The following is a 16,594-nucleotide window of genomic DNA, read 5'->3' as shown; positions in this document are numbered from 1 at the left end:
TTCGCTCGTTCCAGTCGCACTTATGCAAGAGCGTACCGGCGCAGCGTTTCACGCAGCCGGTTGCCGTGTTCATCGGCGAGAGCGGCGTCGCGCAATTCGCGCAGCGTGGCAGGCGCAATTCTCGCGCCCGCCTTGACGACCGCCGCCATCACCGTCTGGTAGTTCTTCAGGCCGCGCGCGTGCGTGTCGCTGTAGCCCTTCACGAGACGCTGGCACTGCGCGACCTCGATGGCGAGCGCCGGATTCAGCTTCGCTGTCTCGATGATTCGCTCCAGCCAATCTTCAATGCGCGCGTTCTCCAGCTGGTAGCGTAGCGTGCTGCGGCGCATGCCGCGCAGACGCGAAACCGCATACAGCGTCAGATAGCCGCGCAACGAACTCGTTGTCACGACGCGTCCCGACCGTGCAAACCGTCGCACCAAACGATGTACCCAATGCGGCCGGGTGAGCCAACGGCCAAGCGCAGCCGGCAGCGTTTCGCAGATTTCCTCGATACGCGGGTGCATGAACTCGTTGATCGCGAGCAGCTGATTCTCCCCGGCGCGCACTTCGCCGCGCACCCGTTCGAAGCGCGAGCCGCGCGTCTTGAGGTCAGCGACACGGATGGTGTCTTCGTACGACATCCACAGCGCGAGATAACGCGCGGTTTCGCGCAGCAGCGTCGCGTCGTCGACGGGCAGCGCACGGCGCAGTTCGGAGAGACGATCCAGATAGAACGCTGCGTAAGTGGAGTCCTGGTAGTCGATCAGGCGACGCACCCCTTCGATCGCGAAGGTCTGCGCCTCGGGCGGCAATTCGGCCAGCACGCGTGCGAGCAGTTTCACGGCCACCGGATGGCTGGGCACAGCCGGCGGTACAACCTCGGCCTTCGCGCCTTCTGTTGCTTCATCAGCCCCACCGCGAAGATAGGCCAGGTCGAACGCGCGCAAACTCGGCTTCACACCGACACCGCCACGCTCGATCGTTTCCTCGAACTGCTTGCGGCTAAAGGGCAGCACGCCCGTTCCGGCCAGCGCGCCGAACAGCACCGCGCTGATCACACTGCCAGTCGTCTCGGCGGCCTCTGCCATGTCGAAGCGGACGAAGCGCTTTGCCGCCTGCTTCGCGTGGGCGATCAACGTATCGCTGTCCACGCGGCCATCGCCCATTGCAGCCTTTTCAGCGATCGAATAGACGCGGTGCGTGGACGTCACCAGCGTCGTGCGGTCCGCCGTTACGAGACCACGCTGCACCGCGCGCCCAGCCTCCATAAGCTCAGACGCGAGCACGACGTCGACGTCTCCGGGCAACGGCATCAGCGCAAGTACCGGCGCGCGGCTGTTCGAGTCGTTCAACTCGCGCGGGAACAGTTCGACATAATAGATCGTTGCACCGGTCCGTTGCGCGACGCCCGGCACCGACGTGGTCTGCGCGTAGTAACCGTTGTGCTCGCCGAGATCGACAATCCAGTCGGCCAGCACCCCACCGCCTTCGCCACCCATGGCGAGAACGGCAACCTTGATGGGCTGAGCGTTGCTCATCTATTTCCTTCCTGAATCAGAACGCGAGACGTGCGCGACGCTGAGCATCACGACGTTGCAGCCAGCCGATCACCACATTGCGTACTCGTTGACGCAGCTTGTCGACACGCGTCGGATTGCTGACGATCTGCGCGCGATAGAACGAGGGGCACAAGACAGCTGCATGCGATACCTCACCGCATAGCCCGCAACCGACGCAACTGTCAAGCACGCTCGCAACCGGATCGGTACGAAGCGGATCGGGATTCGGCTTGATCGACAGCGACGGACAGCCGGATAAGCGGATGCACGAGTGGTCGCCAGTACAGGTGTCAGAGTCGACACCGAAGCGCTCGCGCACTACGCGCTCGCCCGCGGCAATCGCCTTGCGGGTCTTCGGTTTTTCACGGCGCTGCTTGTTCAGCATGCATTCGCTCTGCGCGATCAGTACCTTGGGTCCTTTCGAGCTGGTGGTAAGCGCTTCCTTCAGCGTCGCCATCATCGTCTTCAGGTCATAAGTACGACGCACCGTCTTCACCCACTTCACGCCGACCCCGCGTACCGCCTGCTCTATCTCGTGACCGGTGCTGCGTGTCGGATTGAGTGCTGTCGACGACAGAATGTCCTGGCCGCCCGTGGCCGACGTGTAGCTGTTGTCGACCACGATCGTCAGGTTGTCACTCCTGTTGAACACCGCGTTCGCAATACCGCTCGTGAGCCCGTTATGCCAGAAGCCGCCGTCCCCCATCACAGAGATCGCGCGCTTGTCAGCGCTCGCGTTGAGCGCGGAAGCACTCGCGCTGCCGAGACCATAGCCCATGGTCGTCGCGCCCAGGTTAAACGGAGGCAGAATCGAAAACAGATGGCAACCGATGTCGGCGCTCACATGATGCGCGCCGAGTTCACGTTCGACGAGCTTCATCGCCGTAAAGATCGGGCGCTCCGGACAGCCGGTGCAGAACCCGGGTGGACGCGCATGCACATTAGCCTCGAGCGCCGCGACGGGATCGAGCAGAGTGAGCTCAGCTTCCACCGCTTCAGCGGGCTCCGCCATCGCGAGAGGCGTGGAAGAGACGGCCAATACCGGAATGACTTTTCGGGGAACAGGTTGCGGTTCGAGCACGCCATAGCGCTCGAAGAATGCACGCAAGCCCTTGAGCACGGTCGCAGTGTTGTACTCACCAGCAAGCGGCAGCATGTCCTTGCCGTGCAACGCCACGGTCGAACCGCACTGCCGCAGAATCGAACTGGCATTCTGCTCGACGAAATTCGGCTGGCCTTCTTCGATCACCAGCACGGCACGCTTGCCTTCGCAAAAGCGCTCCCATTCGGAATCGATGAGCGGATACGCAACGTTCATCACGTACAGCGGGATTTCCGAATCGCCGTACACGTCAGCGAGGCCGAGGCGTTCTAACGCGCGCATAACCGTGTTGTAGCTGCCACCCTGCATTGCGATGCCAATCTCGCCAGCGTCCGCCGAGAAGAACTCGTTGAGTTGCCGCTCTTCGATGAACTTGACCGCGGCCGGCCAGCGCTCATGAATTTTCTCGCGTTCATGCATAAAACTCGCGGGAGGCAGCACGATACGGTTAACATCGCGGCTCGGGTTTTCGAGTGCGTCCTTGATCGAGAACGCCGCGCGGCGATTGTCCGAGGCAATGAACTGGCCATGCACATGGCAAGCGCGGATGCGCAGTTGCAGCATGACCGGTGTATGACTCGCCTCCGACAAATCAAAACCGTCTTTCACCGCCTGCACGATGCAAGGCAAGTTCGGCCGCGGGTCCAGCAGCCAGATCTGCGACTTCATCGCGAACGCGTGACTGCGCTCCTGCATGATCGATGAACCTTCGCCGTAGTCTTCGCCAACGATGATGAGCGCGCCGCCCGTCACGCCACCCGACGCCAGGTTCGCAAGCGCGTCAGAGGCGACGTTGGTGCCAACCGTCGCCTTGAACGTCACGGCCCCGCGCAACGGATAGTTGACCGATGCGGCCAGCGACGCGGCAGCCGTGGCCTCGCTCGCACTATTCTCGAAGCGGATGCCGTGATCGCTGAGGATGTCCTGCGCGTCAGCCAGCACGTCCATCAGGTGTGAAATGGGCGCCCCCTGATAGCCGCCCACGTACGCGACTCCGGATTCCAGCAGCGCCTTGGTCACGGCCAGGATGCCCTCGCCGCTGAATAGTTCGCCTGCACCCAGACGCAGCTTCTTCACCTCTTCGACAAACGACCGCTCAGCCATGGCGTCTCTCTACCTTCCAGATTTATGCAATGCAGATGCCCGCAAGGACTTTCAGCCCAATCCTTCATGTGTGGACTCATCCAGACTCGTGGATTAGTCGACACCGAAGTGCGTCTTTCAATGCAGCCCAGTATAGGTGGCGAAGGAGAGTCAGCCTAATCAATCAAATTCGAACCGTGCATAAAATCGTTTATGACGACCGTGTGCTATCAATCTTCGTGAAGGCTATCGATAATCACCGAGCGGAGCCAGCGATTGCCCTCCTCCGACTCGAATGCATCGTGCCAATGCACGGTAACTTCCACTTCCGGGATCTGGACTGGGAGTGGATAGATAACAAACTCGCCTCGCTCGTTGAACAGGCGTGCCACCCGCAGCGGCAACGTGACCATCCAATCCGTGCGCCGGATGATCTGCGGGACAACCGTGAAGTGAGGCACACGTAACGCGATTCTCCGGTGCAAACCTTCCGCCTGCAGCAGGTGTTCTATGTTGCGATGGCTGCTCTCGCTCGATCCAACGGAAATGTGCGACAGGGAAAGAAATTTCTCACGGGAGATCTGTCTGGCAGGCAAGCCTGTGCGCTTGCGCGTCATGCAAACATAAGGCTCATGAAACAACAGCGCGTATTGCGTCGTCAGCTTGAGGGCCGGCATGTTGCCGACTGCAAAATCCAGTTGCCCAAGCCTGAGCCTTTCTTCAGCGTCAGCGATGGGAATCTGCTGCACCGAGAGCCTGACGAACGGCGCGGTTTGCTGAAGCTTGGTGCACAGGATTGGCAGAAAAACCTGCTCGCCAACGTCGGACATCGAGAGATGAAATTCCCGGCTGCTGGCAGCCGGGTCAAAGCGGTCGCCATGACGGAATACTTCACGTAGCGAAGAGATCGCCCGATTGACAGGTGCAGACAGCTCCGTCGCGGTTGGGGTGGGCAGCATCTCCCCGGTGGTGCGCACAAAGAGCGGATCGTCGAAGAGCGACCGAAGCCTCCCGAGCGAGTAACTGACCGCGGGCTGTGACAGACCCAGCCGCTGCCCGGCACGCGTCAGGCTGCGCTCCTCCAGAATTGCCTGAAAGACACGCAGGAGGTTCAGGTCAACGTCGTTGAAGTCCACCACAATGGATTCCTTGCTCTTAAAGATCACCGGCGTGACGATTACACGCCCGTACTTCTTGCAAACGCATGGGGCGGTCGCCGATCAGGAACTGTCTGAAATGAAAATAGCGGCCTGGAGCGCGCCGACCCACGTCGTCCACGCCAATGCGGAACGGCGGCGCAGGCCATTATTGTAGACGCGTCAATTGATGGTGGGGCCGTATGATCGGGCGACGAGAGCGCTGTTTGCGAACAGACGCTTGACGAGTTGTGGCTCTGGTCGCGCTGTCTTTTTCATTGTGAGCTGACCTGGAAGCGCAGGCCAGCTTCGTGCTCATTCAACCGAAAATATGCGTTCGGTCGTGGTTACTGCTGGAGCGGATACCGTCCCGCCCGAAACTCAGAATTTCTTTCGAATCCCAAGCCGCAATGCCACCTGGTTGGCCGAGCTCGACGCCGCCAGCACGGGAGCGAGATCGGCAACCGCGCCGCCCCCCGCTCGCATGTAAGTCGCGCTCGCATAGACATCGGTCGACTTCGACAGGAAATAGTCCGCGCTGGCGTCCGCCTCGTGGTAGTGCGGAGCTTGCCCGGTTGCGGACACGCTGCCTTCGGTATAGCTATACGCGACGCCGAGCTGCAACGCGGGGGTGATCATATAGCTGCCCACGATTTCAGCGATGTTGAAGGTCACGTGCCCACCGATCTTCGCACCCAGACTGGGGTCGAGATTGCCGAACTGTGTGTGGGTCCAGTCCGCCGTGATGCGCGCGGGTCCCATCGCATAGGACGCCGCGACACCGAACACCTTGTAGCTGCCCGCCGCGAGACCGTAGTTGCCGTCCACTGTGTTTCCGGCTGTCCAGACGCCGTCCGGCACTGCCGTAGCCGGATGATCGATCGACGTATACGCGCCGACGAGCTGGAGATTGCCGGTCGCGTATTGCAGTGCAAACGACTTCGCGCTGTTGCTGGCGAAGTTGCCCGGCGCGCCGCCGAAACTGTAGATGCCGACACCTGTGAGACCCGCGAAGGTCGGCGACACGTACTTAACCGCGTTTTGCAGACGAAAATCGATGCCGTTGTTGTCGAGATCCCCCGGATGCGGGAACAGTATCCCGCCGGGCAAGGTTCCGTTAGCCGACAGCGCGCCGATATAGTCGCCAATCGCCTCACCCTGGCGACCGAGCGTCAGCGTACCGTAACGGTCGTTCGACAGCCCCACGTAAGCGAGGCGGCCGAACTCGCGCCCGCCCTGGCTGAGCGCGCCGTTGTTGACGTTAAAGCCGTTCTCCAGCCGGAACAGCGCGGAAGTGCCGCCGCCGAGGTCCTCGACGCCTTTCATCCCCCACCGATTGCCTTGCGAGATACTGCCTTGCATTTGCCACGCGCTGTGCCCGCCCTGGTTGCTGGACCAGGTGAGACCATCGTCAATGATGCCGTAGATGGTGACGCTGCTCTGCGCATGCGCCACCTGACAAATTGATAGGATACCGAATGAACAGGCAAGCAGCTTTTTCATGAATTCTCCAATTCCCGGTGAGCGTTTTTTAGGGTGGTGTAACTGAACGGCTAGTAACGCCGCGCCGCCTCGCGAAAGCGGCCGCGCGGCGGCATGTCAACCGCGTCGGGCAACGATCCGGTGTTGTGCATCCAGCGCGAGACTGACTGCATCGCCGGTTTCCACAGGAGAGTCGAGACGCGCGATGACAATCGGTCCCGCTTCTGTGGCAACGCTCGCCAGGTGGATGTCAGCGCTGTTATCCGCGCCCACTCGATGCCGGACGGCGGTCGCCGCCTTCACGGTGCCGCCCTCTGCGTCGAGCGCCGACCACTCGGCGCCCCCACAAGACGGGCACAGGTAGCGAGCCGGAAATAGCGTGGTGCCGCAGTGCATACAGCGGAAAACTTTTATGCTCATTGCGCACCTCGATCGAAAGCTTCAAGCACCACCGCATTCGCGCACATACCGTAGCGATACTCGACCATGCCGTAGCCGCTGACGAGCGCCCGCCGGGCACCCGCTACCTGACGCTCGCCGGCCTCGCCGCGCAACTGCGTCACGGCTTCGACAAGCCCGTGCATTCCACCAGCCGCGCCCGCCTGCCCTGCCGAAAGTTGTCCACCCGACGTATTGACCGGCAATTCTTCCGACGCAATGCGCGCGATCAGCGCACGCATGTCGCCGTCCGGCGCGAAGCCGAGGTCCGCCAATTGAACGAGCACCATCACCGGATAATCGTCGTACACGGACACGAGATCCATGTCGGCGGGCGTCATGCCTGCGTCGCGCCACAGAGTCGGTGCAAGTGCGGCAAGCGACGTCTGCAATCCATCGCCCATCTGGTGATCGGGGTTATAGCTGCAGCGCAGCGCACGCACCGCGACGTGCCGGTCGTGCTTCGCGAGGTCGGCTCGCGCGATAACGATCGCGTTCGCGCCGCTGACGACCGGCACGCAGTCGAAGCGTCCTAGCGGTTCAGCTATAAGCGGCGCATCCAGATACGCCTCGACGGTCAGCGGCGCACGATAGACGGCTTGCGGGTTGCGCGATGCCCACGCCCGCTGCGCAACGCACAGCGCGCCGTAATCCGCGCGCGACAGACCATAGCGTTGCGCATGCAACTGCGTCATCAGCGCGAACAGCGCGTTCGGCCCACCGCTTTCGAGGGGCCGCAGCCAGGTGCGCGTCGTCAGATTGTAATGGTCGACGAGTTGCTTGAAATCTGCCGGCTCGAAGCGATCCCCCGATACGAGCACGATCACGTTGGCGTCGCCGCACTGGATCGCGCGCACTGCATGTTGCAGCAGGTTGATTGCGCTGGCGCCGCCGTGACAGTCGTCCATGCACCAGCGTGGCGAGAGCCCAAGGCGCCAGGCAACGTCGATCGCGTGATCCGGAGCAAGGGTGAACGATGCCACTCCCAGCCCGTCTACTTCATGGGCGGCAAAGCCTGATTGCGCCAGCGCCGCGGAGAACGCCTCCGCGAGCAGATCGCCTGTCGTGCCTTCCGGCGCCTGGCGGCGATAGGGAACTTCCACCCCGCCGCAAAGCAATACCCCGGCATGGTCGCGTGACTGCATGATCGATCTCCCCTTTAGCGTGCGGAGCGTTGCGCTGTTTCCCGCGCACAGAGAAGCGCCACGACGGTTATCGCACCCATCGCCATGAGCATCAGCGCGACCGGCCACGCGGCGTGGTACTTCGCAAGCAGCGCGGTGGCCACGAGCGGCGAGAGGCCGCCCGCGAATACGGAGGCGATCTCGTGGCCCAGCGCCATGCCTGAATAACGGACCTCCGTGCTGAACAGTTCGCCCATCAGGCTCGGCTGGGTCCCGATCATCGCACCATGACACACGCCATTGGCCAGCAGGAAAGCGAGCCAGATGAGCCCCGGCACCTTCGTGTCGATTAGCCAGAAGAACGGCAGCGCAATGACGATTAGCCCCACCGCGCCGATCATGTACACGGGCTTGCGGCCGATGCGATCGGATAACCGACCCCACACCAGCATCATGCCCAGCTCGACGGTCATCGACACCATCACCCCCGCGAGCATGACCGTACTCGGCACGCCGATGAACTTCCCATACACAAGTGAGAAAGCAAGGAAGATATAAGAGCCGCCGTTCTCGGCCACGCGCAGGCCCATTGCGATCAGCAACTCCTTCGGGTGGCGGCGGATCGCTTCGAGCACGGGCGTGTGCGTCGTCTTGCCCGCCGCCGCTGCCTTCGCGAATTCAGTGCTTTCCGGCAACCTCGAGCGGATGTAGACGCCGACACCGAAGATCACAATCGATAGCAGAAACGGCACGCGCCAGCCCCAGCTCATGAACGTGTCGTGTGGCAGCTTTTGCACGAGAAAGAAAACCGCGGCCGACAACACAAAGCCGCCGCCCACACCGATCTGGCTCCAGGAGGCGTACATGCCGCGCTTTTCTGGCGGCGCCGACTCGCTGATCATCAATACACCACCGCCCCATTCACCGCCTGACGCGACACCTTGCAGCACGCGCAGCACGAGAAGGAGCGCCGGCGCCCACAGCCCGGCCTGGGCATAGGTCGGCAACAGGCCGATCAAAAACGTCGCGCCGCCCATGATCGATAGCGTCCACACGAGAGCGCCCTTGCGTCCGTAGCGATCGCCGATGTGGCCGAACAGTACGCCGCCGAACGGCCGCGCGGCAAAACCGACGGCAAAGCCTGCGAACGCGGCAAGCGTTCCGATCAACGGGTCGGTGCCTTTCGGAAAAAACAGTTCGCCGAACACCAGCGCGGCCGCAGTACTGTAGAGAAAGAAGTCATACCATTCGAGCGCGTTGCCTGCGACCGACGCCATGACTATGCGCCGCAACGACTTCTGATCGATCCCACCGCTGACGGCTTGTACGTCAGGCGTGGGAAAGGTTTGCGTGCTTGCCATACTGCCTCCGGTATGCCGCAGCGCGGCACGATATTGGGCTGGTGCGACGACTTATCGACTGCGAAACGGCTGAGCGTGAACGCGCCAGGCTGATGGTGCAGATGAGTAGCTCGCCAGGCTATGCCGCTAGGAACGCTTGAGCCGGTAGCCGGATTTTTCGAGGTCCCACGTGCTCTCTGTCACACCGGCCTCGCGCAGTTTGTATTTCTGGATCTTGCCGTTTTCCGTTCTCGGCAGCTCGCGCACGAAGTCAAGAAAGCGCGGCACGGCGAAGTACGGCAGACGTGGCTCGCAGTACTGGATCAGGTCCAGTGGCTCCAGCGTCGCGTTATCGCACAGCACGAGTGAGGCCATCACTTCATCTTCGGCGAGTTCGGAGCGCACAGCGAATACCGCGGCGATTTCAACCGATGGATGGCTCAGCAGAGCCTGCTCAACTTCATAGGACGAAATGTTCTCACCACGCCGCCGGATCGCGTCCTTCTGCCGGTCGATGAAACGGTAGTAGCCGTCTGCTTCGCGTACCACGCGATCCCCGGTGTGAAACCACAGATTGCGCCACGCTTCGACTGTCTTCTCCGGCATGCCGAAGTAGCCACTCGCGAGCGCGCATGGCTCGTCCGCCCGGACAATCAGCTCGCCAGCCTCGCCGTCCGGGACAGGATGGTCGTGCTCGTCGACGACGCGCGCATCGAAACCCTCCGTAAGTTTGCCCATGAAGCCGGGACGCTGTGCGCCGATGTGGGCGCCGATCACAAAGTTCGTTTCCGTCGAACCGTAACCGTCCAGCAATGCAATTCCACAACGCTCGTTGAACTCATGCTGGAACTGGCCCGGCACGCCCGGCGCTAGCGCAATGCGCACCCTATGTGCGCGTTCGTTCGGCGACACGGCGCGGCTGAGCAGAATCGGCACCATCGCACCCAGCACGGATGTGATGGTCGCTTTGGTCTCAACGAGCGCGTCGAAGAAACCGCTCGCTGAAAAGCGACGATCGACGACAAGCTCGGCATCGCACGTGAGCGCCTGAAAGAAGAAGTTCAGTGCATTCGTATGGAAGAGTGGCAGGCACGTATAGAGCACATCGCCGGCCGTGACGCCGAGATAATCTGCCGTGTGCCTGCCCCACCAATAAAACTGCGCGTGCGAACAGATCACGCCCTTTGACAATCCCGACGTCCCCGACGTGTACAAAATCGCGAGCGGATCGCTATCGGCAAGCTCTGCGGCTGCGACCGGTTCACTCCGCAGCGGCAACGGCACAGACCGAACGCTGTATGCCGGCGCTGCGGTCGGCTCTTGCCCAATCAGCCATACAGATTCGACTGCCAGGTCGCCGGGATCGAGTGCGTAAACGGCGTCGACGAGATGAGTTTCGGCAACGACCAGCCGTGCGCCAGAGTTGCGCAGAATGTGTTCGAGTTGCAAGCCGCGCGAAGCCGTATTGATCGGAACTGCGATCGCGCCGAGCCACGCGCAGCCCAGAATGATTTCCATGAACTCGCTGCGATTCGTGCAAAGCAGCGCCACACGGTCACCGCGTCCCACGCCTTGAGCGGCCAGCGAACCTGCACGGCGCGTAGCGATATCGAGTGCCTCGGCGCCGGTCCATTGCGTCGAGCGATCAGAGAAAAGCGGTGCGTGCGGGTTTCGGGCTGCACGAGCAGCCAGCATTTCCGGCAGGGTAAGTCTCGCGGTGTTACTCCCCGGCGCCTGGCTGCAAATCGCAGCTGGCATGTGGATGTTGCCCATGTCGTCCCCGCCTGAAATGTATGCAGGCGAGTCTAGGTTTCGCGACGGACATGTGTCAAATTCATCAATTTTGCTCTCGCTATCAATCTGGCGGATTTTGGGTGGCACGCTCAGCTCGTCCAACCGATCAGATTAAAGTCCGATTTTCCAGCTCGCCAATTCAATCTGTAATCCTTATAAAGAATCGCCAAAAGCACCGCATGCGTGCCGAACCCTGTATTCCCACTACTGCGCTGGAACGGTGGAAATACCCCGGGTTGCGCGTTTGGCGTCGAGACGCTTTTCTGCGGCAATGAGGTCGTTTGGATAGTCATACCGTACTGCGTCGGGCTGATATCCAATCGCGACCAGTTCCCTGAGTTCCTGCGTCACCTTCGTCCGGGCCACAGCGCTATCGCTCGATGTTTGCGCGAACGCGCCCCCAGGGAGAAGAACCAGCGCAGCGGCAACCGACACCACAATCCGAGGCATGTTCATGATCCACACTCCTGGCGAGGCGCTAAAGGAGGTTGCGTCAGCCTCGCTCAGCCAAGTATAGGTGCGAATCTGCAACGACAGAAATGCGTCAAACTCTCGAAAGCTATTCGCAAGGATCGTCCGAATCCCCGGCAGACAAGCCCTCATTGATGGCAAACGCCAGGCCCGCCGGATTGTCCCGCATCATGAAGTGCCCCGCGTTCTGCACGATACTGACCACGATACCCATCCTCGATAAGCTAACCGCGTCGGGATGCGGCAGCGAGCGCTCGCCGAAAATCACTGAACGCGGCATTTCCAGCCGCAACAGCAATTCACGCCACGCCACTGAATCGCCTTCTACCAACGATGTCGCCGCACGATGGACTGCTCTGGAACAGGAGATCGCGAGAGCGCCCGCCCAAACGGGATCGCCCTCTCTCGACGCGGTCGCGACCGTTTGCGCGTGGCCGTACAACCAATAGTCAGATTCAGAGTAGGCCGCAATCTCGCGACTGAACAATCCTCCGCCCGCGTCAAGATTCGGCTCTGCGAGAACCAGACGGCGTACCCGGCGAGGCGCCATCGTAGCCGCAACGATCGCGACCGCCCCACCCATGCTGTGACCGAAGAGATCGACGTCTGTGTCGAGACTCCGAATGAGTTCGACGACGATTCGAGCATGGTCTTCGACACGATATCCGAAGCACTCAGGCCGGTCGCTATACCCGGATCCCAGCAAATCGACCAGAATGCTGCGCCGCCTCGTCAATGCCGGATCCGAGATCACTTGCGGGTAGTCGCACGAGGACGCGCAGCCAAGTCCGTGGATAAACACTAGCGGCGTGCCTACCCCTGGAATGTCATGGAATCGCAGCGTCCCGCTTTGCCCGGAAAGCTTGAGAGTGCGCACGGATGATCCTGGGTCGATATGCCGGGCCTGCGGTGTTCAGGCGGTCGCTTGGGTACGCGCCGGCGGGGGCAAGACTTCCGGCGGAATCGGGCAATCATAAGGCTTGCGCCCGCGCTTTTCGTCAAGCTCCACTTTTGCTGCGCGCAGCACATCCGGTTGGCCGACCAGATCGACGGCCGTGGCAGCCAGTGTCTGCGCGGCCAGCAACATGCCTCGGTGAGCCAGCGTCGCCTTGCCCTGCGAGACCATTTGCCACGAATGAAAACCTGTTCCCCATGCGAAGCAGGACGTCAGGCATTGCGTGGTCGGAACGACCCAGGTGACATCGCCAACATCGGTCGAGCCTGTCACCGGGCGCGCCATGTCGGCACGATACGGCTGGATGTCCGTAACGATCGGACGCGGGTCACGCAGCGCCGCCGCGAAGTGACGAGCGCTGTTCTCGAAATCATCAGACGAAATGGTCTGCTGAATCTGCCTCGCGAATTCGACGTCGCGATCGCTGACGTCGAAGCCGCCGAGCGCCCGCATGTTCCGGTCGAGAACCTGATCGAGCGTGTCGTTATGCAGCACGTTCGAGCACGCCTTGTCGAAAACGATCTCGAGACGCGTGCCGGTCATCAATGCGGCACCGGCCGCGATCTGTTTGACACGCTCGAACAGATCCCGCGCTTCTTCGCTGCGCGGTGCGCGCACCGTATAAAGCAGTTCGGCGAGTACCGGCACCACGTTGGTCGAAATGCCACCGGAATTGATGTAAGCGAAATGTACACGTGCCTGATCCGGCATGTGCTCGCGCAGATAGTTGACACCGATGTTCATCAGTTCTGCGGCGTCCAGCGCGCTGCGCCCAAGATGCGGCGCGAGAGCCGCGTGCGCGGCCTTGCCGTGAAAGCGGAAATACGCCTGTACGTTCGCGAGCGTGGCGTTCATGAACACCGAATTCGCTACCGAGGGATGCCAGCTCAACGCGACGTCGAGGTCGTCGAACAATCCGGCGCGCGCCATAAAGGTCTTGCCGGCAGCAGCTTCTTCGGCGGGGCAACCGTAGAACCTGACCGTGGCGTCGATATTGTTGGCAGCAAAATAGTCTCTCGCGGCAACTGCCGCGAGATGTGCGCCCGCGCCGAGCAGGTGATGGCCGCAGCCGTGCCCATTGGTGTTGACGCCGTCAGCGGCCGGTACGCAGACCAGCGCGCCGCTTTCCTGGCTCAGCCCGGCCAAAGCATCGTACTCGCCCAGAAATCCGACCAGCGGGCCGCCGCTGCCCGCCTCCGCCACAAACGCCGTCGGCAGTCCGGCCACGCCACGCGTCACGCGAAACCCTTCTTCTTCAAGTAGCGCCGCGTGCAGTTCGGCAGAGCGATATTCGCTGTAGCGCATCTCGGCGTACGACCAGATTTCATTTGCCAGCTCAACGTATCGCTGCTGCTTTGCCTCGACGAGACGCTTCACCTGTGCTGCGTGCTCCACATAGCCTCCATTCTCTCAGGATCGGTAGTCGTTTCGAAAGATTCGCGCCGGTAAGCCGGCGCAAATTTTTCCACTTTCTGCTGGCGTAGAGTATGTCGACAGATAAGCGGCCAACAACTCAATGAAAGTGTTGCCGTTGACTCCCGGTTGTCTCCTCCTGAAAAAATTTGGTGTCATACATTGACCATGAAGCTACATCAACTCCGCGCACTTGTTGCGATCGCCGACACCGGCAGTATCCGGAACGCAGCCCGCGCCACGGACCTCTCGCCGGCCGCCATTACCAAGGCGATACGTGAGCTTGAGGAAGACCTGAATGTCACGCTGATCGTACGCGAGGCTACGGGTGTGACGCTGACCGAAGCAGGTCAGACGCTGCTCGGGCATGCAAGGCTGACAGTCGGACAGTTGGCGCGAGCGCGGCAGGAAATGGAGCGGCTATCCGGTAAGAGGGACGGCACCCTGTCGATTGCAGCGGTGTCGTGGGTCGGTCTAACGTTGCTTGGAGAGGTTGTCGGCCTGTTCCAGACGCGTATGCCCGAGGTAAAGATCGAATTCTTCGAAGGATTGGCAACCGTGTCGATACCAAGATTGCGTGACGGAACGCTCGATATCTCGATTGGAAGGGCTAGCTCTGTTAGGCAAACGGAGGAGTTCACCCATGTCCCGTTGTTTCGCACCGGTTACGCGGTAGTCGGCCGGACGGAACATCGTCTGGCAGGGTGTCGATCGCTGCATGAATTGAAGGACGCCGAGTGGATTCTGAACCGCGACTCCTCCGTCGACGAACTCGCCGCGACCAATGCGTTCACCGAATATTGCCGCGTCTACGAACCACGCATTCATATATCGCATTCCAGTGCGATCGCGCTTGGGCTGGTCGCAAGCACCGACATGTTGACGCTGATGCCATGGCCGCTCGCTGAACTGCTCGTGAGCAAGGAACGATTGACGGTCCTTCCGCTGGTCGACTCCATTGCCGAAGCCGAGATCAGTCTTATATACCGGCGCGCCGCACCACTCAGCAATGCCGCCAAATACTTTGTGGAGTGTCTGACCAGCGTGATCCGCACCTCCATGGCATCCGAAGATCCTTTCAAGCGCCGGCTCTTTCACTCTGTCGAGTGCCTGCTGTAGGCAGCAATCACTCGCTGCGCAGCGAGTGGTTTCTCCTTGACGCAATCCATTCTCGTCATGCCGGACAGCATGACGCCAGATTGCTTCGTGCGCGCTTTCCGAATCATCAATCGTTCAGGAAAGCCAAGCAAATTTTTGACACGTTGACGATACCAAAAAAGAACGTCATTATTTTTTCAATCGCACGGCAAGCGTGCCGGCGCTAACCCAATTCGGAGACGGGTGTGTCAAATCAAGCAAACGGGTGTGAGCACCCGACAGTCCGCACAGCATCGACCCTCGACTTCATTGCGGTGGTCGTGGGCAACGCCCTGGAATTCTTCGACTTCACGGTCTACGCCTTTTTTGCGGTATTCATCGGCAAGGCTTTTTTCCCGGCGTTTTCTCCGGCGAGCCAGGTGATCGCATCGGTCGCGGTGTTCGGCGTCGGCTTCGTCGCACGCCCGATCGGCGGCCTGGTGATCGGCGCCTACGCGGACCGTTCGGGACGCAAGGCGGCGCTGTCTCTGACGATCGGTTTGATGGCACTCGGCACCGCCATCCTCGCGTTCACACCATCGTACGCGACGATCGGCGTGGTGGCGCCCATACTCGTCGTCATCGGCCGTCTGCTACAAGGGTTTTCTGCCGGCGGCGAAATGGGACCCGCGACAACGTACATGCTCGAAATGGCGTCGTCGAACCGGCGCGGCTTCTATACGAGCTGGCAGCTCGCGACCCAAGGTGTGGCTTCGCTGCTGGGCGGGCTGGTCGGCTACGTCGTGTCGTCGATGCTGTCGCCGGCGGCGCTCGAGGAGTGGGGGTGGCGCGTACCGTTCGTCATCGGTCTGTTGATTGCGCCGATCGGACTGTATATCCGGACGCAGTTGAGCGAAACCCTCAATACCGAGTCTGCGGTCAAAGGTACGGGTGAGCTCGTATCCACCATTGTCAGCAAGCACCTTTCCGATTTGCTGCTTTCGTGTGCCGTAATAATCGGACCGACGATCACGGTATATGTCGTCGGGTACTACATGACGACCTACGGCCTGCGCGTACTGCACCTGCCCACGTCGACCTCGATGCTGGTCGGCCTCATCACAGGCGGCGTGGGAATTTTCGCATCCCTGGCCGCCGGCCTGATCTACGACCGGTTTCCCAATACGAAGTGGATGGTACTGCCGCAGGTTTTGACGGTACTGGCGATCGTGCCGGCATTCGTGTGGGTCACCCAGAACGGCACGGCCGTCACCTTTCTTTCGATGGTTGCGCTGCTGACGTTGTTGCGCGTGCTGATGGCGCCGTTTCAACTGTGCTTCATTCCCGAGATATTTCCTAACGCGATTCGCAGCACGTGCGTGTCCGTCTGCTTCAGCGTGCCGACCACGATTTTCGGCGGCAGCGCGCAGGTGGTAGTGGCATGGCTCGCCGCGAGGACGGCCGACCCGATGTCGCCGGCCTGGTATCTGCTCGCCGCAAACTCTATTTCGCTGCTCGCCGTGCTGACGCTTTACATGCGACATCGCGCAACGATGGGACGCAACAGCGTATTCCGCGCCAAAGCGGGAATCTAGCAGTCCGTCGATCCAGCCGAATTATTTATTCATGTTCGTCATT

At 61.1% G+C, this 16,594-nt stretch carries 14 protein-coding genes; 3 read left to right on the top strand and 11 right to left on the bottom strand.

The features are described from left to right. Window positions 1-20: 20 nt before the first annotated feature. The 3 genes from M0D68_RS09125 to M0D68_RS09115 form a co-directional block, all read right to left on the bottom strand. Window positions 21-1,520, bottom strand: coding sequence for an indolepyruvate oxidoreductase subunit beta family protein (locus M0D68_RS09125; RefSeq protein ID WP_093641471.1), 1,500 nt, complete (start codon window positions 1,518-1,520; stop codon window positions 21-23). 16 nt (window positions 1,521-1,536) lie between these two features. After that, window positions 1,537-3,747, bottom strand: coding sequence for an indolepyruvate ferredoxin oxidoreductase subunit alpha (locus M0D68_RS09120; RefSeq protein WP_200618511.1), 2,211 nt, complete (start codon window positions 3,745-3,747; stop codon window positions 1,537-1,539). 209 nt (window positions 3,748-3,956) lie between these two features. Continuing rightward, entirely contained in the window at window positions 3,957-4,865 is a 909-nt protein-coding gene (locus tag M0D68_RS09115; RefSeq protein WP_093641477.1) for a LysR family transcriptional regulator, read from the bottom strand. 1 nt (window position 4,866) lies between these two features. Here M0D68_RS09115 and M0D68_RS09110 point away from each other — a divergent pair, with 1 nt between their 5' ends. Further along, on the top strand, window positions 4,867-5,040 hold the full coding sequence (locus M0D68_RS09110; protein WP_200618512.1) for a hypothetical protein: 174 nt from the start codon (window positions 4,867-4,869) through the stop codon (window positions 5,038-5,040). A gap of 203 nt (window positions 5,041-5,243) precedes the next feature. On the opposite strand, the gene M0D68_RS09105 is transcribed toward M0D68_RS09110, so the two are convergent. From M0D68_RS09105 to M0D68_RS09070, 8 genes are all read right to left on the bottom strand, one after another. Next, window positions 5,244-6,365, bottom strand: coding sequence for a porin (locus tag M0D68_RS09105; RefSeq protein ID WP_266224212.1), 1,122 nt, complete (start codon window positions 6,363-6,365; stop codon window positions 5,244-5,246). Between the two features lie 96 nt (window positions 6,366-6,461). Continuing rightward, window positions 6,462-6,764, bottom strand: coding sequence for a Zn-ribbon domain-containing OB-fold protein (locus M0D68_RS09100; RefSeq protein WP_200618513.1), 303 nt, complete (start codon window positions 6,762-6,764; stop codon window positions 6,462-6,464). Next, window positions 6,761-7,927: a thiolase family protein gene (locus M0D68_RS09095; RefSeq protein ID WP_266224211.1), complete on the bottom strand. Its 1,167-nt coding sequence runs from the start codon at window positions 7,925-7,927 to the stop codon at window positions 6,761-6,763. Before M0D68_RS09095 ends, M0D68_RS09100 begins: the two co-directional genes overlap by 4 nt. A gap of 14 nt (window positions 7,928-7,941) precedes the next feature. Then, complete coding sequence (locus tag M0D68_RS09090; protein ID WP_301711888.1) at window positions 7,942-9,267, bottom strand: MFS transporter; 1,326 nt, start codon at window positions 9,265-9,267, stop codon at window positions 7,942-7,944. A gap of 126 nt (window positions 9,268-9,393) precedes the next feature. After that, window positions 9,394-11,004: an ATP-dependent acyl-CoA ligase gene (locus M0D68_RS09085; RefSeq protein WP_266224247.1), complete on the bottom strand. Its 1,611-nt coding sequence runs from the start codon at window positions 11,002-11,004 to the stop codon at window positions 9,394-9,396. A gap of 240 nt (window positions 11,005-11,244) precedes the next feature. Continuing rightward, window positions 11,245-11,496, bottom strand: coding sequence for a DUF4148 domain-containing protein (locus M0D68_RS09080; RefSeq protein ID WP_167378475.1), 252 nt, complete (start codon window positions 11,494-11,496; stop codon window positions 11,245-11,247). 103 nt (window positions 11,497-11,599) lie between these two features. Next, window positions 11,600-12,388 (bottom strand): alpha/beta fold hydrolase, encoded by a 789-nt coding sequence (locus tag M0D68_RS09075; RefSeq protein WP_200618516.1) that lies wholly within the window; start codon window positions 12,386-12,388, stop codon window positions 11,600-11,602. A 36-nt stretch (window positions 12,389-12,424) separates the two neighbouring features. After that, window positions 12,425-13,861 carry an amidohydrolase gene (locus tag M0D68_RS09070; RefSeq protein WP_200618517.1) on the bottom strand — a complete coding sequence of 479 codons (1,437 nt, stop codon included), beginning with the start codon at window positions 13,859-13,861 and terminating at the stop codon, window positions 12,425-12,427. A gap of 147 nt (window positions 13,862-14,008) precedes the next feature. Here M0D68_RS09070 and M0D68_RS09065 point away from each other — a divergent pair, with 147 nt between their 5' ends. Both M0D68_RS09065 and M0D68_RS09060 read left to right on the top strand, forming a co-directional pair. Then, window positions 14,009-14,998, top strand: a complete 990-nt coding sequence (locus M0D68_RS09065) for a LysR family transcriptional regulator (RefSeq protein ID WP_266224210.1) — start codon at window positions 14,009-14,011, stop codon at window positions 14,996-14,998. Window positions 14,999-15,222: 224 nt separating this feature from the next. After that, window positions 15,223-16,551, top strand: coding sequence for an MFS transporter (locus tag M0D68_RS09060; RefSeq protein WP_093641502.1), 1,329 nt, complete (start codon window positions 15,223-15,225; stop codon window positions 16,549-16,551). Window positions 16,552-16,594 lie beyond the last annotated feature (43 nt).

The organism is Paraburkholderia sp. SEWSISQ10-3 4, from assembly GCF_030464785.1.
Classification (GTDB): Bacteria; Pseudomonadota; Gammaproteobacteria; order Burkholderiales; family Burkholderiaceae; genus Paraburkholderia; species Paraburkholderia aspalathi.
Note: the sequence above shows the minus strand (reverse complement) of the source record. Positions and strands in the feature narration are given on the sequence as shown.